This window comes from Mycobacterium senriense, from assembly GCF_019668465.1.
GTDB classification, from domain to species: Bacteria; Actinomycetota; Actinomycetes; order Mycobacteriales; family Mycobacteriaceae; genus Mycobacterium; species Mycobacterium senriense.
On sequence record NZ_AP024828.1, the window covers coordinates 117,227 to 141,036 of the forward strand.

Below are 23,810 nucleotides of genomic sequence, written 5' to 3' on the forward strand. Positions count from 1 at the left end.
GCACCACGGCCCGGCGCCGGGCGCCTGTCGGGCCTACTCGTGCTCTTCCTGAATGCCGAACGTGTTCACGGCCAACGCCAGCAGGAGGTAGCCGCCGATGGTGAACGTCAGATCCATGCACTGCTGCTGCGTGAACAGCTCGCCCAGTAAATCCCAGGTCGGTTGGCTGATAGTGCTGTCACCGCAGAGATCATCGACCGCCTCGACCACGGCCTGATCGGTCCGGTCGGTGCAGCGGCCGGAGCGGATGTCATCGATCTCGGTTTCGGTCAGGCCGGCACGCAGAGCGATCGGGATGTGGTGCGACCACAGGTAGCCGCAATTGCTGCGGTGCACCACCCGCAGCAACGCGACTTCACGCACCCGGGGCGACAGGGTCGATCGCGTGAGCAGGTAGGCGTTGAACGGTAGGTAGGCCGCGGTCAGGTCGGGGTGGCGGACCATGGTCGACAAAACATTGCCTGCACCAACGGGATTCGCCCGTTCGGCCGGGATCAGCGACGCCAGCGCCGCACGGGTGCCGTCGTCCCACTCGCCGGCGGGCAACGGTGGCAGGCGCAGCGGATGCTGGTCGGCCGGCGTCATCACTGGATCGGTTCGTCGCCGAGAACGGTGGTGCGCAGCATTTCGCGTTGTGAATCCGGGTCGTACGGGGCCGCGCGGTGCAGCACCCCGCGGTTGTCCCAGATGACGGTGTCGCCGATCGACCAGCTGTGGCTGTAGACCTTCTCGGGCACCGTGGCGCGCTCGAGAAGACTGTCCAGCAGGGCGCGTCCCTCATCGAGATCCATGCCGACGACGTAGTCCGCGGAGGCGCCCAGCACCAGCGACTTGCGGCCGGAGCGGTGTGTCCACACCAGGGGATGCTCGTGGGTGCGGCGAGATCGCCACCGCTGCACCAGTTCCGGCGATGGGTCGGGGTAGACGCGGCGCTGGGAGGCTTCCAGCGAGTGCACCACACGCAGGGTGCCGAACCGCTGCTTCTCCTCGTCGCTCAGGGCGTCGTACGCGGCATAGGAGTTGGCGAATTCGGTTTCCCCGCCCCATTCGGCGACCTGTACCGCCGACAACACGGTGGCCTTCTGTGGGCATTCGTCGCCCAACGGCGTGCAGCCGTCGATGTGCCAGTCGAAGGTGGCCTTCAGGTAGGCTGCCGAGGCGTTCTTCGACTTGTCCAGGGTGATCGGGTAGATGCCGGCCACCGGATGGTGGCCGTCGGAGGAGTGGTCGATATCGCCGAGGCGGCGGCAGAAGCTGACCTGGGCCACCGGGTCGAGCTGCAGGCCGCGAAAGACCAGAACTCCGTTGTCTTCCAATGCATCCAGCACCGCCTCACCGACCGAGTCGTCGGTTGCCAGTGCGGCCGGCTCCAGCCCCGCGACTTCGGCGCCGACGGAGTCGGTGAGTTTGGTGATGGTGAGCAGGCTCATGGTCGCTCCTTTCGAGAAAAGGGATGTACGGTGCGCTCGTTGGCTGGCGGTCAGGGCACCGGTCCGCCGGTGCGGATCATGACGGCGTCGGCGGCGTCGACCGGGGCGGGTTGGTGCATGATCTCCACCGCCATGGCGACCATGATCAGCGAATAGACCAAGTGCAGCAGGTTCAGTGCGTCGTCGGGCACATTGTCGAGGGGAAACTTGTCGCAGTAGTCGATCGCCTCTTCGAGTCGGGGAAAGAACGCGTCGTAGAATTCGCGTAGTTCCGGCATCGACGCGTTCACCCGGGCGTTCCAGCGCTCGGTTTCTGTTGCCAAACACCAGGTTTGGGCGTAGTCCTCCAACTCGGCGAATGCGCTGGGCAGCATGGGAGGCATCGTCACACCCCCACCGAATGCTGTTCGCGGCGATAGGCTTCGACCCAGTCCACGGCGACCTTGTGCAGATGGCGCACCAGGATCTCCTGGTCGTTGAGGGGGAACTCGTCGACGATGCCGTATTCCAGCGCCGCCTGCGTTCCGCCGAGCATCCCGGCGTCTTGCAGCGCAAACTCTTTCAGCACCACCGAGGCGACTTCGTGCTCGATACGCTCCCGCACGGTGCGCGCGTGATGGAAGTAGGTGTACGCCTCGAATCGGTGCGTGTTGTGTGAGGTGGGCCAGTACCGGTACAGCAGATACCAGCCGCCATAGATCAGGACCTCGGTGTTCGGGAAGATCTGGAAATTGCTGATGCCCCAGGGCTCGATCCCCCCGGGGTTCAGTCCGGCCGGCAGTTCGCCGATGTCGGGGGTTCGCCACGGTCCCACCAACCCGCTGCGGGTGGCCCGCTCGATCGGATACATGTATTCCGGTGGCAGCAGCCAGCGGCGCCGCCCGGCCGTGGAGACCAACCGGTGCGGCCCGTCGAGTTGGAAATGCCCGCAAGTGAATCCGGCGTTGGGTTCGCGCACCTCGGCGGGCACCTGTTGTGAGTGCAGCGAGGGCACATGGTAATACTCCTGGAAGGCGTCGGCGAAGATCTTCCAGTTGCTGTTGTTGTGGGCCACCCAGTCGTAGCGCTCGGTCAGCTTATCGAATGGATAACCGTCGAGGCCGGTGATCATCGGACCGAGGAAGTCACGCAGGGTTTGGAGCGGTTCGGCGTCGAAGTTGATGAAGACGAAGCCGTTCCACACGTCGCAGTGCACCGGACGCAACCCGTACTGCGCGAAGTCGAGGTCGAAGAACTCCGATTCCTGCTGGACGAATTTCAGCGCGCCCTGCAGGTCGTAGCGCCAGCCGTGGTACTTGCAGGTGAACTGCCGGCACGTCCCGCGGGTCTCCTCGCCGGGAAAGTCGTTCCACACCAGCTTGTTTCCGCGGTGCCGGCACACGTTGTAGAACGCGCGGATCTGCTCGTCCTTGCCCTTGACCAGGATCACCGAGGCGCCGACGACCTCGATCTCCTTGGTCAGGTAGCTGCCGACGCGCGGCAACTCCTCGACGCGTGCGACGTTCAGCCATGCCCGCTTGAAGATCGCCTCGCGCTCGAGTTCGTAGAATTCCCGAGACGTCGAATCTCTAAAAGACACTGGACCGGTGCCCAACTCGGGATAGTGCTCGGTCCACGAGCCCTCCGGGGGCCTGCCTGCTCTGGTCATCGAATCCTCACAATCACATCACCGCTCCGCCGTTGACGCCCAACACCTGGCCGGTGATGTACCTGGCTTCTTCCGAACATAAAAACCCGACCGCCGCGGCGATATCGGCCCCGCAGCCGAGGTAGCCCAACGGGATATTGCTTGCCATCTGCTCGTTGGACGGCAGGTACCCCGCGGCCTGGCCCTGGTGCTGCATCGGGGTCTCGATGCCCGAGGGCGGAATGTTGTTCACCGTGATCCCGTGCGGCGCGTATTCGCGGGCCAGCGACTTGGTCAAGGTGATGACCCCGCCTTTGGACGCCGCGTAGTGGGCCGCGAACGGTGAGCCGCGCTGTGCGCTGGACGACGAGATCATCACGATCCTCCCCCAATTCGCCTCCACCATGTCCGGCAGCGCGACCTGACAGCAGTGAAAGGTGCCGGTGAGATTGACGTCGACGATCCGCGACCAGGTTTCGGCGCTGATCTCCAAGAACGGCGAGAAGTCGAACATGCCGGCGCTGGTCACCAGGACCGTCACCGGGCCCAGCTCGCTGCGCACCTTCGCGAAGGCCTGCTCCACCGCGGCCCGATCGGTGACGTCGGCGCCCGCGCCGAGCGCGGTCACACCGTTGGCGCGCAGGTCGTCGGTGACGCGTTGCGCGGCATGCTCATTGACATCGAGGACCGCGACTTTGAGTCCGCGCCGGCCCAATTCATGGCAGGTCGCCTCGCCCATACCCGATGCGCCGCCGGTCACCACCGCCACCCTGGTCATCGACTCCACTCCACCATCGACCGCCTTGTCGCTCACTCGTAGACCACCCGCACCGTGGAACTGGTGGGCAGGGCCTGACACGTCAACACCCAGCCCTCCTCCACCTCATCCGGCTCGAGCGCGTCGTTGTTGATCATCCGGGCACTGCCCTGCGTCAGACGCGCCATACACGTTCCGCACGAACCGATCTCACACGAAGACGGGGCACGCAGGCCCGCCATCCGGGCCGTCTGCAGCAACGTGTTGCCCGGATCGTAGGGTGCCGTGGTCGTGACTCCATCCAGCACGATGGTGACCTCGTCGGTCACCACGTCGGTGTCCGGCGGCGCCGCCGCGGCGATGTCGTTCACGTCGAAGTGCTCCACGTGCAGGCAGTCGGTCGGCACGCCCGACGCGGACAGGGCGGTTCGCACGGTCTCCATGAATTCGTTGGGCCCGCAGAGGTAAACGTCCGCGTCGCCGGCGTCGCGGACGAACGCCTGGATGTCCGCCGGGGTGACGAAGCCACTGTTGTCGTCGAGATGGTGGTGCAACACGAAGCGATCGGCGTGCTTCTCGCTGAGCGACGCCAACGACTCGTCGAAGATCACCGCGTCACGGCTTCGGTTGGCGTAGAAAAGTCGCGCGGTGCGCTTGCCGGACACCAGCGCGGTGCGCAGCAGCGAAAAGACGGGCGTGATGCCGCTTCCACCGGCGAAGGCGATCAGCTCTCGATCGCTGTCGTGCAGCACGAAGCGGCCCTGCGGCGGCAGGGCGGGCAGCTGGTCGCCGGGCGCGGCCCTGTCGTTGAGCCAATTCGACACCAGGCCGTCGCGGTCGCGTTTGACGGTGATCTGCAGGTCCTCGCCCAGACCGGGTGCGGACGACATCGAATAACACCGCCGGTGCTCGCTGCCGTCGACGCTGACCAGCAGCGTCAGGAACTGTCCGGCTTGGTAACCGAACAGTTCCACGCTGCCCGGCGGGACATCGAGAACGATCGACACGGCGTCGCGGGTTTCGGGGATCACGCGTTTGATCCGCAGTGGCACAAAGCCATCCGGCAGGGCAGCGACGTCGACACCGCTTGATCCGGCCTCGGCCACCGCCGCCGAACCGACGTCCGCAGTCACGCGCTTTTCACCCATCCCGGCCAGAGTATCAACTACTTGCGATTCATCTCAAGTACTAGATATAGGCGGCCCGCGACGATGCCCCAGGCCACGCCGCTGTGGGGTGCGTCAGCCGTCGACGTGATCGTTGAACAGCTCATGGCCGGTACCCTTTTCGACCACGCGGCCCAGCAATTCCCGCAGGGTCCGCTGCTCTTGCTCGTTCAGCACGCCGAACACCTCCTGGTGCGCGGCGATAGCATCGTTGACCACCGTTTCGGCGACCTTGCGGCCCTCCCCGGTGAGGTAGGCCCGCAGGATGCGGGCGTGCTGGGGGTCCTGCTTCCTTTCCACCAGGGCGCGGCGTTCCAGCGCGGTGAGCGCGAGCTGTACGCCCTGCGGGCTGATCAACAGGCGCCGCGCCAATTCGGCGCCGGACAAGCCTGGTTCGTTGGCCAATTGGCGCAGCACACCGATCTGGGCGGTGCTCACACCGTGTTCGCGCATCGCTTCGTTGATGGTGGTCAGCGAGTAGTAGAAGGCCTGCTTGAGCAGCCACAGGATGTTGTCGGTGAGTTCCATGCCCGCCTCCATCACGCCGTGAGGCTCTTGTAGATCTGCCCATTCTTCATAACGAAGCGAACGTCGAAAGTTGCGGCGATGTCGTCGAACGGGTCTCCGGGCACGGCGATGATGTCAGCCAGATAGCCGGGCGCCAGCCTGCCCAATTGGTCGTCCGCCTCGATCAGCTCGGCGGCCACCACAGTCGCCGCCCGGATCGCTTGCGCGGGAGTCATGCCCCGTTCCACCAGCGCGCCGAGTTCCTTGGCGTTTTGACCGTGCGGGATGGCCGGCGCATCCGTGCCGCATGCGATGCGCACACCGGCGTCAATCGCCTTGGGCAGCATCGACTTTGCCCGGGGGAACACCTCGAGCGCTTTCTTGCGCAGCTCCGGTGCGATGCGGTCGATGGCCATGACGTCGGTCAGATACGTGGTCGAGACCAGGAATGTGCCGTGGTCGACCATCATCTGGATCGTCTCGTCGCTGGCCAGGAAGCCGTGTTCGATGCAGTCGATCCCCGCGCGGATGCACGCCTGTATTGCACTGTCCCCCACGGCGTGTGCGGCGACCCGGACTCCGGCCCGGTGGGCCTCGTCGGCGATCGCGGCGAACTCGGCGTCGGAGTACTGCTGCGCACCGGGCGCGGTGCTGTGTGACATCACGCCGCCCGAGGCGGAGACCTTGATCAGCTTGGCGCCGTGCCGGATCTGGTAACGCACGCAGGCGATCACGTCGGGCACACCGTTGGCGATGCCCTCGGCCACCGACAGTGGCATGATCCCGGGCGCCAACCGCTGGAACACCGTCGGGTCCAGATGCCCGCCGTACGGGGTGACGGCGTGGCCGGCGGGATAGACGCGCGGCCCGATGTGCCAGCCCTGGTCGATGGCGCGCTGCAGCGCCACGTCGAGCAGATATCCCCCGGTCTTGACCATCAGCCCGAGATTGCGCACCGTGGTAAACCCGGCCTCCAGGGTGGTGTGCGCGTTGACCGCGCCGCGCAGCGTGCGGTACGCGGGGTCGTCCTGTACGCCGTGCATGGGCGCCGGTAGGCCTTCGGGGCCGCCGGGCCCGCCGATGAGCAGGTTCAGTTCCATGTCCATCAGGCCCGGCAGCAGCGTCACGTCGCCGAGGTCGATGACGGTCGCCGAATCCGGTAGCGGCTCTTGGGGATTGATCGCGGTGATGCGTTCGCCTTCGATCACCACTTCCGCGGGCGTGTGGATCTTGCCGGTCACGACGTCACCCCATCGGGCCGCCCGCAGCACGGAGATCATGGAACCGGCTCGGACACGCAGTCCAACGTCGACGCACCCGAGTCGGGGACGCGCGGCTGTTTCCAGCATTCGACCGGGAACGACACCATGATCATGGAATAGAGCAGGTGCATCAGATTCTGGACATCGTCGGGCAGGTCGTCGAGAGAAAACTTGTCGCTGAACGCCAGCGCCTCTTCGGCCCGCGCGGTCATCGCGTCGTAAAACGCCTTCATTTCCGTCATCGAGCTGGCCAGCCTCTTGGCGTAGCGTTCGGGTTCGCTGGGCAGACACCAGTCGGAGAACCGTTCGAGGTCGGCGAACTCGGCGGGCAGCATCGGCATCGTATTCACACTCCTGCCGTGGAAGTCCGACGGTAGTCATCGATCCAGGCCGCGGTCTCCTTGTGCAGGTGACGGATCAAAACCTCTTGGTCGCAGAGCAAGAACTCGTCGATCACCTGGGATTCAAGCATCGTCTGCGTTGCCTCCAGCGTGTTGGCGTCCTGCAGCCCGTATTCCTTGAACGACACCGCCGCCAGTTCCTGGGCCACTCGCTCGCGGGGGGTGCGCGGCGCCGGGAAGTACAGCGTGCCCTCGAAGAGGTGTGTGTTGTACGACGTTGGCCAGTAGTGGTAGGTCAGATACCAGCCCTGGCCCCAGAACAGGATGACGAAGTTTGGGAACAGCTGGAAAGAATCCAGCCCCCACGGATCGCATTTCGCGGGGTTTAGCCTGGCCGGCATATCGCCCAGATCCGGCTTGTCCCAAGGTCCGAACAATCCGCTCTGGCAGATGTCCTCCATTGGTTTGCGCATCTCGTCGGCCATTTCCCAGGCCCGCACCCCTGAGGTGCTGACCAGCCGGTGTGGGCCGTCCAGCCGGTAGTGCGGGGCTTCGAAACCCGCCTGGGCCGCCGCCTTTGAGTACGCGGTCGGCGACTGGTTCGCATGCAGCACGGGCGCGTGATAAAACTCCTGGAACGCGTCCATGTAGAGCTTCCAGTTCGCCTTGACCTCCGAGCGGTAGTACCAGCGGGATGTCATCTTGTCGAAGGGGTAGCCCTCCAGCCCGGAGATCATGGGCCCCAAGAACTCTCGCAACGACTGTTCGGGTTTCTTGGCGAAGTTGACGAAAATGAAGCCCTCCCACACGTCGCAGTGCACCGGCACCAGGCCGTAGCGACTCTTGTCGAGGTTGAAGAACTCCTCCTCCTGTTGCACAAAGGTGAGGTTGCCGTCCAGGTCGTAGCGCCAGGCGTGGTATTTGCAGGTGAACTGCCGGCACACGCCGCGCGTCTCTTCCTGCGGCATGTCGTTCCACACCAGCTTGTTGCCGCGGTGCCGGCACACGTTGTGGTAGGCCTTGATGTCACCAGATGTCGTGCGTACCAGAATGATTGAGGTGTTGACGACTTTCAGCTCCCGGGTGAGGTAGCTGCCCTTGCGTGGAAGTTGTTCAACGCGACCGACATTGAGCCAGGCCCGCTTGAAGATGGCCTCGCGTTCCAGCTCGTAGATCTCGGGGCTGATGGAGTCCTCGTAGGACACCGGATCGGTGCCCAATTCGGGGTAATGCTCGGTCCAGCTGCCCTCCGGCGGTTTGGGGAATCGAGCCATGTTCGCTCCTTATGCAGTCCAACGTGGGAAAGCCCTGCGTGCCCAGCCGCTCACTTCTGCACTGCCCGCGCGAAACAACCGCCTGCGCACCGGTTTCACCGGTCCCTGAGAGCTCCGTCACGGCCGACGGTATATCCTCGACCCATCAATAGCAAGTAGTTGATATTGGCCCCGGGAGGCGCGGATGGACCACCAGGTTGTGCAAGTCATCTCACCACACACCGAGCAACCCATCGCCGAGGTCGACGCGGCCGGACCCGACGACGTCGACGCCGCCGTCGCCGCCGCGCGCGCGGCCTTGACCTCGTCGCCCTGGGCCCACAGCGAGCCGTCGGAACGGATCGCGGCCATCCGGCGCCTCGCCGACATCTACGACCGGCGCCGCTCCGAGATGGCCGACGTCATCACCGCCGAGATCGGCGCCCCGACCAGCTTCGCCCAGCGCGCGCAGGTCGGCCTGCCCGCTTTCATGATCCGCGCGTTCTGCGACCTGGCCGAGCGACACCGGTGGCAGGAGACGAGGCCGGGGTTCTTCGGCAGTGACGTCCTGGTCCACAAAGAGCCCGTCGGCGTCGTCGCGGCGATCGTGCCCTGGAACATGCCCCAATTTCTGATCGTCACCAAACTGGTGCCGGCGCTGCTGGCCGGCTGCACCGTCGTCCTCAAGCCCGCGCCCGAAAGCCCGCTGGATGCACTACTTTTGGGCGAGATGCTCGACGAGGCGGGCCTGCCGCCCGGCGTGGTCAGTGTGCTCCCGGGCGACGCCGCGCTCGGCGCCTACCTCGTTGCCCACCGTGGAATCGACAAGGTGTCCTTCACCGGCTCCACCACGGCAGGCCGCGCCGTCGCCGCGGCCTGCGCCGCCAACCTCACCAAGGTCAGCCTCGAACTCGGCGGCAAGTCGGCGGCCCTGGTTCTCGATGACGCTGCGCCGGACAAGGTCGCCACCGGGGTGCGATCGGCCAGCCTGTCCAACAGCGGCCAGATCTGTAATGCGCTGACACGCGTGTTGGTGCCCGAAGCGCGCCACGACGAATACGTCGATGCGCTCGCCGCCGAGATGAACGGCCTTCGCGTCGGCGACCCCAGCGACCCCAAGACCCAACTCGGTCCCCTGGTGTCTCGACGCCAGCAGCAGCGCGTTCGCGACTACATCCGGGTCGGCCAGGACGAGGGGGCGCGATTGATCGTCGGCGGCGCCGACATGCCCAACGGGCTCGACCGCGGCTGGTACGTCCGACCCACCCTGTTCGCGGCCGCCGACAACGCGATGCGCATCGCACGCGAAGAGATCTTCGGACCTGTCATCACGGTCATCCCCTACCGCGACGAGGAACAGGCGGTCGAGATCGCGAACGATTCCGACTACGGACTGGCCGGATCGGTCTGGGGCAGCGACACCGACCGGGCCCTGGCACTGGCCACGCGGATCCGCACCGGCACCCTCGGCATCAACCAGGGCTACACGATGGATCCGTTTGCGCCGTTCGGCGGCGTCAAGGCGAGCGGTTACGGCCGCGAGCTCGGACCCGAAGGGCTCGACGGCTACCTCGAGACGAAATCGATCGCGATCGCGCCAGGCGGCTAGGTAACTAGCTGGTCTGGCTGGCGACGTGCACGGCGACATACCCGATCGGGATGCCGGTCCAGGTCGCGATGCATTCGCGTGCCGCCAGCTCCGCCGTGGCCCGGCTGCCGGCGCGGGTGGCCCTGCCGATCTCGGGGATGCGGATCATCCATCCGTCCGCGTCGCGGCTGATTTCGACATCGAAGCACTGGCCGACCATCGGACACTTCACGCGGGGAGCGACCCGCTGTCGGCGGGCGCTGCGCAACGATTGACGTCGCAGCAGAGTGGGCTGAACAGACATGGCTGCTTTCCTGAGTCGCGAACGAACCGCGGCAAGAGTAATCCGCATCGAGGCGGAAAACCTAATTGCGATCTCAGGCAGATAACGACGGAGCGTCTATTGAGGCAGAGCGCGTCGACACCATCGCAGATGTGATTTAGACCACAGTTGAGCACTCGATGTTGCCAGCGTCACACCGAAGGGGATTTCATGGCTGGTGTGGAGCGTTCTCGCAAGGCCGCCATTGCGCCTCGTGCTGGCGCAGCGGTCAACTCACACCGGCTGCTCGTGGCCTTCCTGACCGTCACGGTATTTATATGCGCGATCGTGGGCGTCGTCGCGGCCGCGATGATGGGGCAAAGCACCGCCGCGCTCCTCATCGCACTTGTGGCCGGCGGCTGGTTCTCGGCCGCCGCCCTCTGCTGACCACATCCGTGCGGGCCTTGCGCCCAGGGTCAGCTTCGCTAATCCGGCCGGGTCGGAGGAAATTCGGCGCGCTTCTCGATGGCCTCGCGATAGGCATATACCCGGCCTGGGATCGTCCCGAGCACCGCGATGGTGCGACCGCCCCGCCCGTAAGCGCCGACGAACTCCCAGGTGTCCGGATTGCCTTCGATGATCTCGACTGCGTCGTAATCAGTTGGGACGCCCAGCATCTGTAGCTTGACGTCGTATTGGTCGGACCAGAAGTACGGCACCTCGTCGTAGGTCTCCCCGCCCGCCGGCCCCGCCAGCAGCGTGCGGGCCGCGGCCGCACCCTGACGGCCCGCGTCGTCCCAGTGCTCGGTACGCAGGTGCCGCTCGTACAGCGGGTGCCACCAGCGCGCCACATCGCCGGCGGCGACGACGGTGCCGTCGCCTGCGCCACCTTCGACCGCGCCCGTGGCGTCGCAGATCAGGCCGTCGTCGACACGCAATCCGGAGCCGTCCAGCCAGTCGGTGGCAGGAGTCACCCCGAGGCCGACGATGACCAGATCGGCCGGAACCTGCGAGCCGTTAGTGAGCCGAACAGCCTCCACCCGATCCTTGCCCACGAATCCGTCGACACCGACTCCGACCCGCAGATCCACGCCATGTTGACGATGCAGGTCGGCCCAGCGCGGCGCCACTTCCTTGCCCAGCGCGGCCAGCAGCGGGCCGCTGGCCTTCTCGATCAGCACGACGTCCAGGCCTATCGACCGGCAACTCGCGGCGACCTCGGCACCGATGAACCCGCCGCCGACGACCACGACCCGCGGTCGCGAACTCAGCCGGTTTCGGATGGCCAGGCAGTCCTCGACCGTGCGCAGCATCAGCACCCCGTCGGGAACCGGGCCGCCCGGCCATTCGCGTGGCGTCGCGCCGCTGGCGATCACCAGTCCGTCGAACTGCAGGGGCAGGTCCCGGCCGTCGTCGCGTACGTGGACGGTGCGCGAGGACATGTCCAGCTTGAGAGCGGATGCGCCGCGCAAAACGCGCGCATCCATATCGAATTGCGGCGCCAGGTCGACACCGGCCCGGTGAACCTGGCCGGTGAGGAATTTCTTCGACAGCGGCGGGCGATGGTAAGGGGCCTGCCGCTCGGCACCCACGATGGTCAGGGCACCGTCATAACCCATCTGCCGCAGCGTCTCCGCCGCTCGCGTGCCCGCCACGCCGGCACCGACGACGACAACGTTCCCCAGCTGGCGACTCGGCATCGTTCAGTCCTTCACCGTGATCGCCTGTGTCGGACAGGACACTTCGGCGCCTACCAACTGGTGGCGCAGCTCCTCCGGCGGCTCCTCTTGCAGCACATGCAGGCCGTCTTCGCGCACGTCGAACACGTCGTGGCAGATGCTCATGCACACGCCGTTGCCGTCGCAGGTGTCGAGATCCACCGAAACCTTCATCGCAGTTCTGCCTTTCGTGCTCCGTTGCCGGAAGTCTCGATCCCTTGAGTTTGATCCGGTGACTTCCCTTGGGATCGCGCCCGCTCCTGGGCGGCCTTGGCCACCGGCGAATACGCCAGGTAGTCGATCGCCATCTGCGTGGACGCCTCGTCGTTGGGATGATGGCTGGGCCGCATGTACCTGACGGGCGTCGTCACCATAAGCTTCCATGGGCCCGGCAACCGGTACTCGCGCGCGGCCCAAAGCCAGTCCCGCCAACGCCACTTGCGATCGATGGTCGGGTCTTGGGCCATCAGGTAACGAGCCCCCGCGACCCACCAGCCGATGAACAGCGGCGAGACGAACAACATCGAGAAGGCCCTGATCAAGTAGTTCCCGGAGACGTGCTGGTAGACGTCGTACACCAGCGAGCGGTGCTCGACCTCCTCGGCGCCGTGCCAGCGCAGCAGGTCGAGCATCATGGGGTCGGCCTTTGCATAGTCCAGACCTCTGTTCGACAGCACCCACTGGCCCAACATCGCTGTGTAATGTTCCAGCGCGGCCACATCAGCCAGACGCCGATATAGCCACCACCGGTGCAACGCCGACGGCAAAAACTTGGGCGGATCACCTAGCGTCAGGGACAGCAGTCTCCCGAGTCGTTCCGTGTACGGCTTGGTTTCTATGCCCTGTTCGGCCAAGTGGTCCAGTACGACCTGGTGCGCCCAGGCATGCCAGGACTCCTGCTGGATGAACGGCTTGATCGCCGCCTCCAGCTCCGGGTCATCGACCAGGGACGACGCCTCGAGAACGGCCTTGATGAAGTGCCGCTCGCCCTCGGGCAGCAATAGGTGCAAGACATTGATCATGTGCGTCGAGAACGGATCGTCGGGCACCCAGTGCAGCGGCGTCTCCGACCAATCAAACCGAACCATCCGGCGATACATGGGATGTCCATCGTGGTGAAGTTGGACCTCGGGCATCTGAAACTCCTCCCGTCGACCGACCGTGCTTGGCCGGTCGTTTCCCTTCTCCTTCGGAAAAAAACAAGTCGACCCGCGAGTGAACCACGATGCGGACGCCAGTTCGCTGCGAACAACCGTTCACCCAGCGGCGTACCCACACGGCGGGCCGGTTATGCGTACCGGCGGTACCAGATTCTGAGAGTTCCTTGTCAAGTCGTCACCGTGCGGGACCGGTCCGCCCCGGTCGGGAAGGTGTTGGGTTCCGCCGGTTACCTCCGGTCTTGTTTTCGTGCCTTGGCGGCGTCAAGAGAGCATTGCGGAAGCCGGCGCAGTGTCTCGGGATCGCTCTGGACCCGCAGGCGGCGTCGTCCGTCCACGTCGGTGTCAACGCCGACAGGTAACTCGCCACCGCATGCGCTGGCCGGATCGACGAGAAGCTGCAGTTCGTCGGAGTCGACGAACAACACGGCATCATGGTGCGACAGCCTCCACGGGTGACCATCGGTGGGCCACCGGCCACCAATGACCCGAACGCCTTCGCCATCGCCTGCCTGGTCTTCGTCCGCATCGGCCTCGACGCAGTCGATCCACAATTTCGCAGGCACCGGACGGAAGTACACCGCGAGGCGTTGGCGGTTGAGGTCTAGGTCGACCGGCATCCCGATCGGAGGAAGCGATGTGCCTTCGGGTTGGTCGTTCAGCGATTTCTTGACCTGACGAGAACCGATGCCGGTACCGAACCAGTCGATGGTGAGGACGGTGGTGATGTACTGCGCGATCGCCAGGGTCAACAATCCGCCCGCCCCGGCGGCCCCAACGCCGGCGGCCCCGGCCACCCAGGTCACCGGCAGAGCGAGCAGACCGACGACAGCCGCCGCACCTGCGGCCGTGGCCACCTTGCCGGCGGCGGTCAGGGAGAAGTCCGCGTTCACGTCCGGCTCGGAGTTCTGCGCCGGTCGCACCCCCACGGTTCGTGGTAGTCGATCGAATCGTTCGCGAACTCGCTTGACTTCCGCCTCGTATTCTTCGGTGCCGAGATGACCGGCGCGCTTCTTCGCACCGGCCAGACTCAGCGTCTCTTCGAGAAGCTCGATGGTGTCGACGTCGTCACGTAACAGCTCTTTCGCCTTCGGGTCGCGCGGGATGTCGCCGAGGCCCATGTCGTACGTCACCTTGAAGGTGGCCTTGAAGTCGTAGAGCTTGGTATCGGCGCTCACGGTGCCGTCGACGACCAATCGGCCGTCCTCGGTTCGCGGAACGATATCGGCGTCCAGAGCGTCGAGGCTGCGGTCCTGTCCGCCGATGCTGATGGTCTTCGGACCCGCCAGCGCGCACGGCGCATCGGGGTCGAAGTCGCTCTCGTCGAGGCCGAAACTGTTCATCACGGTGTCACGGACCTGTCGCAGAATGCTCCACCCGGTGACGGCCAAAGCCGCCCTCTCGCGGGGGTTTTCGGCGAGGACCGACGCGGGCAGGTCCTCACCGGGCGGCAAGTCCCGCAGTGTCTGCAGCTGCACCACCATGGATTCCTCGGTGGCATCGCCGACGTCGAAGCGCTGCACGACGGCATCGAGCTTCTTAGCCGTGCTGTCGTCTTGCGCCTCGGGTTCGACGTCCACCGGCGACGGCAGCAACGCCTGAATACCGTTGTCCCCCATCGCCTCCAATTGCGGGCGGACCGCATCGGCGATTTGGGCGGCAAGCGAGTCGAGCACCCTGGTTCTTGCTTCATCGTCGGAGAGGCTGGGGTGTTGCAGTTTCTCCAGGTTCACCATCAGTTCCCCGGCGATGCTGTGGGTTATCCAGTACGCCTCGGCGTAGTCGAGTTCCCAGCTGATCCGCGGGTCTTGTCCCTTAAGGACCGTGATCCCGTCCGCACGCCGCTCGATGTGCGGACCGAACAGCCGCCCGACGTGCTGGTCCGCCAACGGGCTGGCCACCAGTACGGGGGCATCCTAGGAGGTGAAGTTCAGTGCGATCGTCTGCTTGCCCGGCTCTAGTTGGTGTGGCTCAAGCTGGTCGTGAATTGTCAACCGCCCGAACAACGGAATCTCGTTGTAGGCAATCTCGCGCGACTCTCCGGCACGTGGACCATCGGGGATGGTGACGGTAGCCGGGGGCAGCGATACCAGCGGGATGCAGGTAACCGAATCGATGACGATCTTGGAATCGAAGATCACCAGGTCTATCGCGAAGTGCCGCACGGGGTCGCGAGTCTCACCGTCGGCTTCCTCCTGCCACAGCCGCTGACGGGCGTCGAGGATGAACCAGACGCGATCCAGGGTGAGGTCGAGGGTGGCCGTCGCGGAGTAGCCGGTGCCGTCGACGGACTGCGTGTACCGGTCGCCGCTGAACATCTCGACCGTCTGGTCCTGCACGCGTTCGCGATGAATTTCGATGATGGTGTCGGGGCGATGCATGTCATAACTCCGTCCCTCGGCGGCGCGCACGGTGCCGTCGCGCATACAGTTATGTCGGCTCGATCAGTGGACCCAGTCGGCTTGTGGATGCTGTACCCAAAAAGGCGTGTCTCGAGTCGCCCATATCTCGCCGATGCGCCTGCGGGGTATCGCCGCCGGCGTGGTGGCCGTGTGACACGGCCACACCGAGTCTGGCCTCGAATTCTTCTGTGAGCCGGTCGGCCCCCGCCCGGCAGCTCAGCCCTCCTGATAGCTCCAGCTGCGCAGATGTTCTGCAATCTCGTCGGGATCGGGCATTGCACCGGTGGCCGCCCTGAGCACAAAGTCGAAGCGCTCGTCCTCTTGCCCGGTAATCCACTGATGGCCAGGAAGGTCCGGCAGGCTGTCCACGCAACTCGCTTGTTGCCGGCCACGAGCGCGTGGTTCCGTGCCAGCCGATTGCAGCAGCACGGCGGCCTTAAATTGGGAATCTGGGTAAGCGTCCTGGCCAAACACCGAGGCGCGAGGCCGCGCTAGAGCCGATTCGAGCAAGCCGCAGTGCCGTTGGACAGGATGTCGTGGCAGTGGGTCATGGGCGACACATGAGTCGCGTCATCGGTATAGATGCCCCGGCCATGGGCCGAGGTCGACGTGGTCGCTGATATGGGCGCTAACGGGGAGTAGCTGTAACGCCGGGAAGCCGTATGGGCGAGGCCTCGGTAGCGATACATTTGGATGGAACTGTGGAGTTAATGGACCTGTCCCCTGCGCAACGGGAGTTCACCGTGTACGGCCCGTCGCGTTGGGCGGTCATGGCTGTCTTCGCGATCGGCTCCGCGTTGCTTGTCTGGATCGGACGCTCCCAGACCGAATCGCAAGCTCGGTGCCTCGGCCGCACCCTTGGGGCGCTTACTGCGGCGATATACGGTTCGGTGCTCGCCTATTCACTGGTCCCGCCCACCATCGAGGGGTCGGTACCACTGCGCCTGACCGATCTCGCCACTGCCGCGGCAGCCTACGCGTTGTGGTCGCAGCGACACTGGCCCTTCGCACTCACCTACTACTGGGGGTTCACTTTGAGCACACAGGCGCTGATCTCACCGGCGCTGAAAAGTCCGGATTTCCCCAGTCACCAGTTCCTCGGCTTTTGGTCAATTCACCTGCTCGTCGTCTGGGCAGCCATCTACCTCACCTGGGGCCGGCGGATGCGGCCCCAGTGGCGCAGCTACCGGATCGCGGTTCTGGTCACCGCGGTCTGGGCAGCAACTGCCTTCACTTTCAACAGCATCGCCGGAACGGACTACGGCTTCCTCAACGGAAAACCCCGCACGGCGAGCCTGCTCGACGTATTGGGCCCCTGGCCGGTGTACTTACTGACTGCGGCCACGCTCATACTCATCGTGTGGGCCTTGATGACCTGGCCGTGGGAGCGAATACGGCGACGCGCTAAAGAAGGTCCGCGGCTTGGCTGATCGGGTCGTCGGGATCGGGACGCTGCAGGGCGTTGCCCGAGAGGGTGTCAGCCGCAACAAGATCAGTGTCCCCTCCGGGTGACGCCGTAAGCAGCTCAGGTCCGCTCCGACATCACGGGCGCGGCGCCGGGATCGATCGTGCTTGCACACATGAACCATCCCGAGTCGGGTACCGCCGCCGGAGTTAGCGACGCGATCACCGCATTGCGGGCAGCGGGGTGGGAGTTCGCTTCATTTGCTGGCCGGGTCCCTGAACTGACGCGTCGACCAAAGTGGTGACAGCCAAAGTGGTGACAGCCAAAATCGTGACAGGATTTGAACCTGCGACCACTTGAAAACGCCTGTGCTGCAGCGTGCCACAGCGTCCACGGCGGATCGGATAACGCCTGCCTGCAACCCGTCTTCGTACCGATGCGTCCCGGACGTGCCTCCGGGTGGCTAGGTGTCTTAGGACAACGCTAGGGCACGTTGTATGACGTTGATAGGCATCCCCCGAGATTGTTCGTGGGTGCGCCTGCGCGAACACGCCAGGCTTCCGTCCCCCCTGAGCATCTCACCCTTTGCCGCCTCAACGTTGCCCGACGCACTACACAATGAACGGTCAAGCGTGATCAGCCAAAGGCTCTGGTAAGCGTGGCTAGATCAAAGTAATCCCGCCAGGCGGCAATTCGATTGTCCACAATCTCGAATACACCCATGACGGGTAGTTGTAAGCTGCGGCCGTCCTTGCGGCGCAGCACGTCAACGCGTTCGTTCATCACTAAGTTGCCGGCGCACACTTGGCGGTGTACCTCAAAGTCGATGCCATCGTAATCGGCGGTGAACCCTGTGAAGAACTGCTCGATTGCCGCGCGGCCCTCAACCGGAGCCATCGGAATATTGTAATAGACAGCATCTTCGGTGAAGTAGCTGGCCAGTTTCTTCGGGTTCGGCGAGGCCCACAGCTTGCAGAACCCCATCACCAGCTCGTCAGCGGAATTTGTCATTTGATGAAACCTCTCGAAACTCTGCGAATCTGTTGGGCCGAGGTAAGAACCGGTGCGGCCTCACAAAAAACTGCACCTTCCGTGCAGTAACGAGCGTGGCTTTTCACACCGGTGGCGGAGACCGTGTCAGCACTGCTGTCTGTCGCCAGCTGATGAGGATCGGTCGACGCGCAACTTCATCGCCACGGAGACCGCCGCGTTAAGCCGGTGACTATCGGCTGTTCAAACCACCTCGTCAAGGCGTTCGACGCCTGGCACGCTGCAGAACTCGTCGTTCAGTGCTTGTCTCATCACCGCGTCGGTGGTCGCTTCTGAATAGATCGTTTCGCTCTCGATCAGCCCGTCTACGAAAGTGAACAGCGCGTAGCTTCTCATCGATCGCTCTGAGCCGTTGCCGTCGTCCACTAGCCACTCATACATGCTCACGAGCGTTTCGCCGAGCACCCAGTGCCGAAGGTTCGCGGACTCGGCGGCAGCGGCGAATCCTGGCGTCGCCAGCAAACGCTTCCACTGCTCTTTAACTGCCTCCCGCCCTTGGACCCGAATGCCCAAGGGATAATGGACGTAGAATGGATTGTCGATCATTGTCGCGAGTGCGCCGTCCCAATCACAGCGCAGCTCAGCCTCCGCGTGACGAGTGACGAGTTCGAGCTTCTCCTGTGGCTGCAGGATGGACATCGGGGATCTCCTTGTGTTGGTTGGTTATACGTCTGCGGCCATGGCGGCCGGTGGGCTGTTAATCAAGAAATGTGTCTCCACGGACGCCGTCGTCCACTCCGATTCGCGGCACCCGGATAGACGCCTAGGGCAGGTTGAACGAACCGCCGCCGTCCGCAGCGAACGCCTGGCCGGTCACCCAGTAAGAGCCTTCACCAGTTAAGAAAAGGATCGTCGGGACGAGATCATCCGGCCGGGCGATCCGCTTGATGTTTTGACCCTGACGGATCATCTCGAATACTTCGTCGGGCACCCGTCCGTCGGTCATGCCTGTGGGAGTCAGCGACGGGCTCACCGCGTTGGCGGTGATGCCGTCGGCGCCAAGGCTCGCCAATGCGCGCGTCAGTCCGATCACGCCCATCTTGGAGACCCGGTAGGCGATAAAGTTGTCCACGGGCATCGCCACTGACGTCGAACTGATGTTGACGATGCGGCCGTAGCCGTGTTCGCGCATGGCCGGCACGAGCGCCTTCGCCATCAGGAACTGCCCGTCGAGGTTGACCCGCAGCACCTGCTGCCACAGTTCGTAGCTCAGCTCATCCCATCCGCAGATGTCGGCAACCCCGGCGTTGTTGACCAGGATGTCGCAGCGGCCATACGTTGCGACTACCCGGTCGGCGACATCGTGCGTGTCCTCAGGGGAGGTGACATCGGCGACGATGCCTAACCACTCCCCGCCCGCGGCCCGCGTGTCCGCAGCGGTGTCGTCGGCGGCCATTAGATCCACCCCGACAACTGTTGCTCCTGCCGCGGCCAGACCGCGACAGATGGCCCGTCCCAGGCCGCCGGACGCCCCGGTCACCACCGCGACGCGTCGCTCGTGTGTGCGGGGGATAAGGGTGGATTCCTCGGAAGCGAGAGCGGTCATCGTCAAACCCCCGGCTTCGTGGGCGGAGTGAAACGCGCCGGCAGCTCGGTGATGCTGACCCATTCGGGCCCGCTGAACTTGTATTCGGTTGCGTCGGTGGTGAGCTCGATGTCGGGAAGACGGCGCAACAACTCCTCGAGCGCAATTCGCATCTCCAGTCGGGCGACACCGGCCCCTAGACAGGCGTGGATGCCGAATCCAAACGTCAGGTGGTGATTACGTCCCCGGTCGAGTCGGAACTCATCAGGTTTATCGAACACCTTTGGATCACGGTTGGTCGCGGCCCAGCAGAGCATGAGGTCGCTGCCCTCAGGGATATCGACTCCGCTGACCGTGGACGGCTGGGTGGCGCGACGGTATAGCCCCATCACCGGGGGATGCAGCCGCAAGGTCTCCTCGACCGCGGCCGGGATCAGCGACCGATCCTCGAGCAGCTGCTTGTGTACGTCAGGGCGCGACAGCACTTCATAGAACATGCTGGTCATCAGGACCGTACTCGTCTCGTGTCCCGCCGACAGCAGGCTTGCCATCACCTGAGTGATTTCGAGGTCTGACAGGCGCTGGCCGTCGACCTCCTCCTGGGAGAGCCGGGTGAGGACGTCGTCGCGGGGATTTGCGCGACGTTCGGCGATCTCTTTGGTGCCGAACGCGGCCAGGGCCTGGTATGCATCAGCGGCCTTGTCGGGAAATGCCAAGTTGGCCATCAAATCATCGGTGAGGCTACGCAATTCGGCGGCCGACGAGATGTCGACACCAAGGATTCGGCAGATCGCGTATAGCGGTACGGGTACGGCCAGCTCGGGGACGAGATCGCAGGTGCCCCGGTCCATGAACGCGTCGAGGAGTCGGTTGACGTCCTCCCGGATCCCTGGCTCGATCAGTGCGGCGGTCTTCCCGTTGACGGCCAGATTGAAGACACGTCGCCAGTGGTCGTGCTCCGGTGGGTCGTACTCGGTGGGCGGCAGCTGAGGGCGGTCGACCTGGGGACGAAACATGCCCGGCACGGTGGAAAAAGTCGGATCTCGATGAATGCGACGGGCGGCGTCATGGTCGAAGACCAGGTAGAAGCCGCCGAGCTGATCGCTGTGGCCGACCGGGCACCGCTCGCGGGCCTCGCTGAACAGTGCGAGTGCGTCCTCGGGCGTGAACTCCGGGTTGTAGCCGCTGTAGCGGCCGAGTCGCTCGCTGACGGGATCGGTTTCAATTGACATGTGAGGACCGTATTTCGCCGTGCGAAATCAGTGCGAAATCGCATTTACCGGCGCAACGACTCGAGTAGCCGGCAGCTGGTGTCCGACGGTTGGGTGCCGATCTCGGCCAGCGCCTGACGGCACCGGTGGAATGCCCGAATCACGCCGTCATCGTCACCGAGCGCACTGCGAACGCGCATGGACAGCCGCCACGGCGCCTCCCGTAACGGGTCGGCGGCCACGACACGGTCGATGAGCTGGCGGGCCTCGGCGTACCGCTCGAGTTCATAGGCAACCCAAGCGGCCTCGAATCGCGCAGTGATGGCCAATTCTTGGAGGTGTTGGCGGCGGCCGTAGGCCCATTCCGAGGCGACGTCGTGCAGATATTCGCCGGCGTCGGCAATGGCAAGGGCGTCAAGCGTTGCGCGCAGCCTGTCTTCGCCCCGCAGCCGGCTCGCTTCGACAAGTCCGCGCTCGAACCGCATCGATTCTGCGACTCCTTGGACTGCCTGTGACAGCGCAACTCGACCGGAGTCTGCGCTGGACACCGCCCCTGGGGGCATTACCTGTCGGAGTTGGCGCACCGCTTCGCGTAGGTAGGCGCGAGTCGAGCGGTCTTCACGGCCGTCGAATAGCGCCGCGAGGAGCTCGCCGCGTTCGGCGGCGGGTTCGTCCAGCGTGAGCAGGTAGGACAGCAGTTCGAAGCTTTTCTTGATCTTGGGGCGCACGATGTGGCCGTCGATGACGACCTCGCACCTGCCAAACTCCCGCACCTCGACAGGGACCGAGATGGCGCGCTGGATCGTCATTCCCTGCGAGTCCAGAGCACGCCCGAGCGCGTGCCAGGCCGAGTCGGCATCGCGCTCGGCATCGATACGCCGTGCCGCGACCGCGGGGAAATCGGTAAGTGCCTGCAGCAGCAGATGATTGGATCCGTGCCTGCTGGACGCGAAAAGTGCGAGGTCTGCTGCCGCGTCGGCGGCATCGTCGCGACCGGCGCGCCACTCGGCCTCCGCCAGGTAAACACACGCGGTCGGTAGCTCCAGGAACCGATCACCGGTAACCATGCTGCTGACCGCCATGCGTAGGCTCCAGACGGCGCGCTCATTCGCACCGAGGCGTAACAGGGCCACGCCGAGCCATGTGTCGAGGAACTCGCGGAACATCGGGATGTGCGAGGACGGCGAGTCTTTGACAAGCGTTTCCAGTCGCGATAGTGCGGCCTTCGGATCATGCATTCCGCGAAGCAGTACCTTTGCCTCGATCACCCCATTCCACAGTGCATACAGCGGCGTGCTGCGATGCGCGTGGGCCCGCGCCGCGTGCACTTCCCGTAGCGCCTCCTCTGCACGTCCCGCGTCGAGGAGAATCTCGGGACCAGCTATCGCGTGCGGGAACACGGAGCCGGTATCGCCGGGCCGTGATGCCTCATACATCTCCAGCGCCTGTTGGGTCAGCCCGCTTGCGCGCAGGGCAGCCATCCGCCACGGACGCGCGAGCGCCTCAGCCCACGGCGAGGTGGCTTCTGCAGTCAGTTCACGCAGGTGACCGAATCCGTAGTCCGCCCAATAGACAACCGCGTCCAGCGGGCCGCCGCTCAGTGATGGGCGAGGCCGCTGCTCGGCGGCACCGAACAGCGCAAAGCTGTACAGCATCGCCTCGACCATGGGGCCTTTGGCAGCCGCTTCCAGCACCTCGACCGCGTCCCCGAAGCGTCCGTACGCTCCGTACGCCCAGGCCATGAACGCCGCGTCACGCTCAGATAGGCGCGCCACCGCGTCCCGTTCCCCCGCGTGTGCGAGCCGATCGGCGACGGCTACGGCGCGCCGGTAGTCCTCGCTCGATGCCGCAATCATCAACTCGGCCGTGGCAAGCGACGAGGCGCCCGGCGGAGCCACCGCTGAAACCGCGCGCAGCCAGCGCTCCGCCACCGGTGTGTCGAGCCGCTCGACGACGTCGACGATTGACCGCTCGATCGGTGCGAGTGCGGCCCGTGTCTCGGCGATCGACAGGAGCTCGTTTGCGGCCTCCTCAGCGCGGCCCTCCCGGTCGAGTAGCTGCGCATGCGCGAGGCGCACGGCGTGGACCTCATGATCGGCTTGGAGATCAAGCATGTGGCGCAGGTATTCCCGAAACCGCGGATGACAGCGCATCGTGTGGCCCTCGTGTAGCCAGCTCACTGGCATGTGGACGGCCCGAAGGGTCGCGAGGCGCTTCGATGGGTTGTCGAATCCCAAGGCTCGTGCCTTCTCGGCAGTCACCTCATCCAGAACCGATGTCGCAATGAGGAACTCACGTTCCGGCGCGGCCAACTGCGCCAGAATGTGCGAAGAGAGGTAACCGTATAGCGGATCTCCGTCGCCCCCGGCGCCATCGATGTGGGCCTGTGCCCGCCACGCCTCGAACAGGACGCCGGTGACCCAACCCCCGGTCGATGCCACAACTTCGCCTGGGTCAACATTCTCCCGACCGCGCGCCGCAAGCGCCTGCCCAGCCTCCTCGATGGTGAACGCCAGATCCTGTTCCCCCAATGTGGCGACCTCACCGGCACCCGGAAGCTGGCAGGCCGAGGGCGGAATCTGGACCCGGCTCAGTAGAAGGAACCGAATCGCTGGGGATGCGTACCGCATGAAGGAGTCGAGCACCGACCACGCCGGGCGCTCGAAGCCGAGGCGCTCAAGATCGTCGACGACGAGTATCAACCGATTGTCGCTAGCCGCCTCGGCCAGCATCCCCGCAGCCTCCTCATGGGCGAGTCCAGCTGCGAGCGCACGTGTCGCCAACCCGCGAAGCTGCGGATATTGCTGTGCCAGCGCCGCCTCGAGGTACACCAGCAGACGACCGGGCGTTCTGTCTGTCCGGTCGATGGTCAGCCAGGCGACCGGTGTGCCGATGCGCTGTATCGCGCTGCTCACCGCGGTCGTCTTACCCGCACCTGCGGTCGCTGCCACGACGACCACACGGTGGCGTTCGATCACTTCAGCGAAAGCAGAGTCAAGCCGCGGCCGGGCGACGATCCCCTCGGGAAGCGGCGGAACACGCACCTTCGCCTGGATCACGGGACCACTAGGCATCTCTGACGCAGGCGCCGCAGCGAAGCGGGCGGTGACACTGCCGCCGCGTCGGTCCTCAGAGACCCGGGACACTCA

General features: G+C 64.9%; 24 protein-coding genes and 1 pseudogene. 3 read left to right on the forward strand and 22 right to left on the reverse strand.

What is annotated here, in order from left to right; translation table 11 throughout:
* Window positions 1-33: 33 nt before the first annotated feature.
* The 10 genes from MTY59_RS00575 to MTY59_RS00620 all read right to left on the reverse strand — a co-directional run bounded on the left by MTY59_RS00575 (window position 34) and on the right by MTY59_RS00620 (window position 8,364).
* Window positions 34-585, reverse strand: coding sequence for a carboxymuconolactone decarboxylase family protein (locus tag MTY59_RS00575; protein ID WP_221043961.1), 552 nt, complete (start codon window positions 583-585; stop codon window positions 34-36).
* Window positions 585-1,430, reverse strand: coding sequence for a TauD/TfdA dioxygenase family protein (locus MTY59_RS00580; protein ID WP_221043962.1), 846 nt, complete (start codon window positions 1,428-1,430; stop codon window positions 585-587). The genes MTY59_RS00575 and MTY59_RS00580 overlap by 1 nt, the downstream gene beginning before the upstream one ends.
* 50 nt (window positions 1,431-1,480) lie before the next feature.
* On the reverse strand, window positions 1,481-1,819 hold the full coding sequence (locus tag MTY59_RS00585; protein ID WP_221043963.1) for a hypothetical protein: 339 nt from the start codon (window positions 1,817-1,819) through the stop codon (window positions 1,481-1,483).
* On the reverse strand, window positions 1,816-3,078 hold the full coding sequence (locus tag MTY59_RS00590; protein ID WP_221043964.1) for an aromatic ring-hydroxylating oxygenase subunit alpha: 1,263 nt from the start codon (window positions 3,076-3,078) through the stop codon (window positions 1,816-1,818). Before MTY59_RS00590 ends, MTY59_RS00585 begins: the two co-directional genes overlap by 4 nt.
* 13 nt (window positions 3,079-3,091) lie before the next feature.
* Window positions 3,092-3,835 carry an SDR family NAD(P)-dependent oxidoreductase gene (locus tag MTY59_RS00595; protein WP_221046181.1) on the reverse strand — a complete coding sequence of 248 codons (744 nt, stop codon included), beginning with the start codon at window positions 3,833-3,835 and terminating at the stop codon, window positions 3,092-3,094.
* Window positions 3,836-3,867: 32 nt separating this feature from the next.
* Window positions 3,868-4,962 carry a ferredoxin--NADP reductase gene (locus tag MTY59_RS00600; protein ID WP_221043965.1) on the reverse strand — a complete coding sequence of 365 codons (1,095 nt, stop codon included), beginning with the start codon at window positions 4,960-4,962 and terminating at the stop codon, window positions 3,868-3,870.
* 93 nt (window positions 4,963-5,055) lie between these two features.
* Window positions 5,056-5,508 carry a MarR family winged helix-turn-helix transcriptional regulator gene (locus MTY59_RS00605; RefSeq protein ID WP_221043966.1) on the reverse strand — a complete coding sequence of 151 codons (453 nt, stop codon included), beginning with the start codon at window positions 5,506-5,508 and terminating at the stop codon, window positions 5,056-5,058.
* Between the two features lie 11 nt (window positions 5,509-5,519).
* Window positions 5,520-6,767, reverse strand: a complete 1,248-nt coding sequence (locus MTY59_RS00610; protein ID WP_221043967.1) for a metal-dependent hydrolase family protein — start codon at window positions 6,765-6,767, stop codon at window positions 5,520-5,522.
* Window positions 6,764-7,099 (reverse strand): hypothetical protein, encoded by a 336-nt coding sequence (locus MTY59_RS00615; RefSeq protein WP_221043968.1) that lies wholly within the window; start codon window positions 7,097-7,099, stop codon window positions 6,764-6,766. Before MTY59_RS00615 ends, MTY59_RS00610 begins: the two co-directional genes overlap by 4 nt.
* Complete coding sequence (locus MTY59_RS00620) at window positions 7,096-8,364, reverse strand: aromatic ring-hydroxylating oxygenase subunit alpha (protein WP_221043969.1); 1,269 nt, start codon at window positions 8,362-8,364, stop codon at window positions 7,096-7,098. Before MTY59_RS00620 ends, MTY59_RS00615 begins: the two co-directional genes overlap by 4 nt.
* A 184-nt stretch (window positions 8,365-8,548) precedes the next feature.
* On the opposite strand from MTY59_RS00620, the gene MTY59_RS00625 reads away from it, so the two are divergent.
* Window positions 8,549-9,952, forward strand: coding sequence for an aldehyde dehydrogenase (locus MTY59_RS00625; RefSeq protein WP_221043970.1), 1,404 nt, complete (start codon window positions 8,549-8,551; stop codon window positions 9,950-9,952).
* Between the two features lie 4 nt (window positions 9,953-9,956).
* On the opposite strand, the gene MTY59_RS00630 is transcribed toward MTY59_RS00625, so the two are convergent.
* Window positions 9,957-10,151 carry a long chain fatty acid-CoA synthetase Faa4p gene (locus MTY59_RS00630; RefSeq protein ID WP_221046182.1) on the reverse strand — a complete coding sequence of 65 codons (195 nt, stop codon included), beginning with the start codon at window positions 10,149-10,151 and terminating at the stop codon, window positions 9,957-9,959.
* A 273-nt stretch (window positions 10,152-10,424) separates the two neighbouring features.
* Between MTY59_RS00630 and MTY59_RS00635 the strand changes: the two genes are divergently transcribed.
* Window positions 10,425-10,640 carry a hypothetical protein gene (locus MTY59_RS00635; protein ID WP_221046691.1) on the forward strand — a complete coding sequence of 72 codons (216 nt, stop codon included), beginning with the start codon at window positions 10,425-10,427 and terminating at the stop codon, window positions 10,638-10,640.
* A gap of 38 nt (window positions 10,641-10,678) precedes the next feature.
* Here the strand turns inward: MTY59_RS00635 and MTY59_RS00640 are convergent, their stop codons facing one another.
* From MTY59_RS00640 to MTY59_RS00665, 6 genes and pseudogenes are all read right to left on the reverse strand, one after another.
* On the reverse strand, window positions 10,679-11,893 hold the full coding sequence (locus MTY59_RS00640) for an NAD(P)/FAD-dependent oxidoreductase (RefSeq protein ID WP_221043971.1): 1,215 nt from the start codon (window positions 11,891-11,893) through the stop codon (window positions 10,679-10,681).
* 3 nt (window positions 11,894-11,896) lie between these two features.
* Window positions 11,897-12,085, reverse strand: a complete 189-nt coding sequence (locus MTY59_RS00645) for a ferredoxin (RefSeq protein WP_221043972.1) — start codon at window positions 12,083-12,085, stop codon at window positions 11,897-11,899.
* Window positions 12,082-13,047: a metal-dependent hydrolase gene (locus tag MTY59_RS00650; RefSeq protein ID WP_221043973.1), complete on the reverse strand. Its 966-nt coding sequence runs from the start codon at window positions 13,045-13,047 to the stop codon at window positions 12,082-12,084. Before MTY59_RS00650 ends, MTY59_RS00645 begins: the two co-directional genes overlap by 4 nt.
* 251 nt (window positions 13,048-13,298) lie before the next feature.
* Window positions 13,299-14,969 (reverse strand): hypothetical protein, encoded by a 1,671-nt coding sequence (locus MTY59_RS00655; RefSeq protein WP_221043974.1) that lies wholly within the window; start codon window positions 14,967-14,969, stop codon window positions 13,299-13,301.
* Window positions 14,970-14,984: 15 nt separating this feature from the next.
* Window positions 14,985-15,494, reverse strand: a complete 510-nt coding sequence (locus tag MTY59_RS00660) for a hypothetical protein (protein WP_221043975.1) — start codon at window positions 15,492-15,494, stop codon at window positions 14,985-14,987.
* Window positions 15,495-15,686: 192 nt separating this feature from the next.
* Window positions 15,687-15,983, reverse strand: a pseudogene (locus MTY59_RS00665) (type II toxin-antitoxin system death-on-curing family toxin); the annotation flags it as partial.
* A gap of 197 nt (window positions 15,984-16,180) precedes the next feature.
* Here MTY59_RS00665 and MTY59_RS00670 point away from each other — a divergent pair.
* Window positions 16,181-16,900 (forward strand): YwaF family protein, encoded by a 720-nt coding sequence (locus MTY59_RS00670; protein ID WP_415822781.1) that lies wholly within the window; start codon window positions 16,181-16,183, stop codon window positions 16,898-16,900.
* A gap of 611 nt (window positions 16,901-17,511) precedes the next feature.
* On the opposite strand, the gene MTY59_RS00675 is transcribed toward MTY59_RS00670, so the two are convergent.
* The 5 genes from MTY59_RS00675 to MTY59_RS00695 all read right to left on the reverse strand — a co-directional run bounded on the left by MTY59_RS00675 (window position 17,512) and on the right by MTY59_RS00695 (window position 23,612).
* The gene (locus MTY59_RS00675) at window positions 17,512-17,886 is read right to left on the reverse strand and encodes a limonene-1,2-epoxide hydrolase family protein (protein WP_221043976.1); all 375 of its coding nucleotides are present in this window, start codon (window positions 17,884-17,886) and stop codon (window positions 17,512-17,514) included.
* A gap of 222 nt (window positions 17,887-18,108) precedes the next feature.
* The gene (locus MTY59_RS00680; protein ID WP_221043977.1) at window positions 18,109-18,564 is read right to left on the reverse strand and encodes a nuclear transport factor 2 family protein; all 456 of its coding nucleotides are present in this window, start codon (window positions 18,562-18,564) and stop codon (window positions 18,109-18,111) included.
* A 124-nt stretch (window positions 18,565-18,688) separates the two neighbouring features.
* The gene (locus MTY59_RS00685) at window positions 18,689-19,534 is read right to left on the reverse strand and encodes an SDR family NAD(P)-dependent oxidoreductase (RefSeq protein WP_347881609.1); all 846 of its coding nucleotides are present in this window, start codon (window positions 19,532-19,534) and stop codon (window positions 18,689-18,691) included.
* Window positions 19,474-20,682: a cytochrome P450 gene (locus MTY59_RS00690; RefSeq protein WP_221043979.1), complete on the reverse strand. Its 1,209-nt coding sequence runs from the start codon at window positions 20,680-20,682 to the stop codon at window positions 19,474-19,476. Before MTY59_RS00690 ends, MTY59_RS00685 begins: the two co-directional genes overlap by 61 nt.
* 44 nt (window positions 20,683-20,726) lie before the next feature.
* Window positions 20,727-23,612 (reverse strand): AfsR/SARP family transcriptional regulator, encoded by a 2,886-nt coding sequence (locus MTY59_RS00695; RefSeq protein WP_221043980.1) that lies wholly within the window; start codon window positions 23,610-23,612, stop codon window positions 20,727-20,729.
* Between the last annotated feature and the right edge of the window lie 198 nt (window positions 23,613-23,810).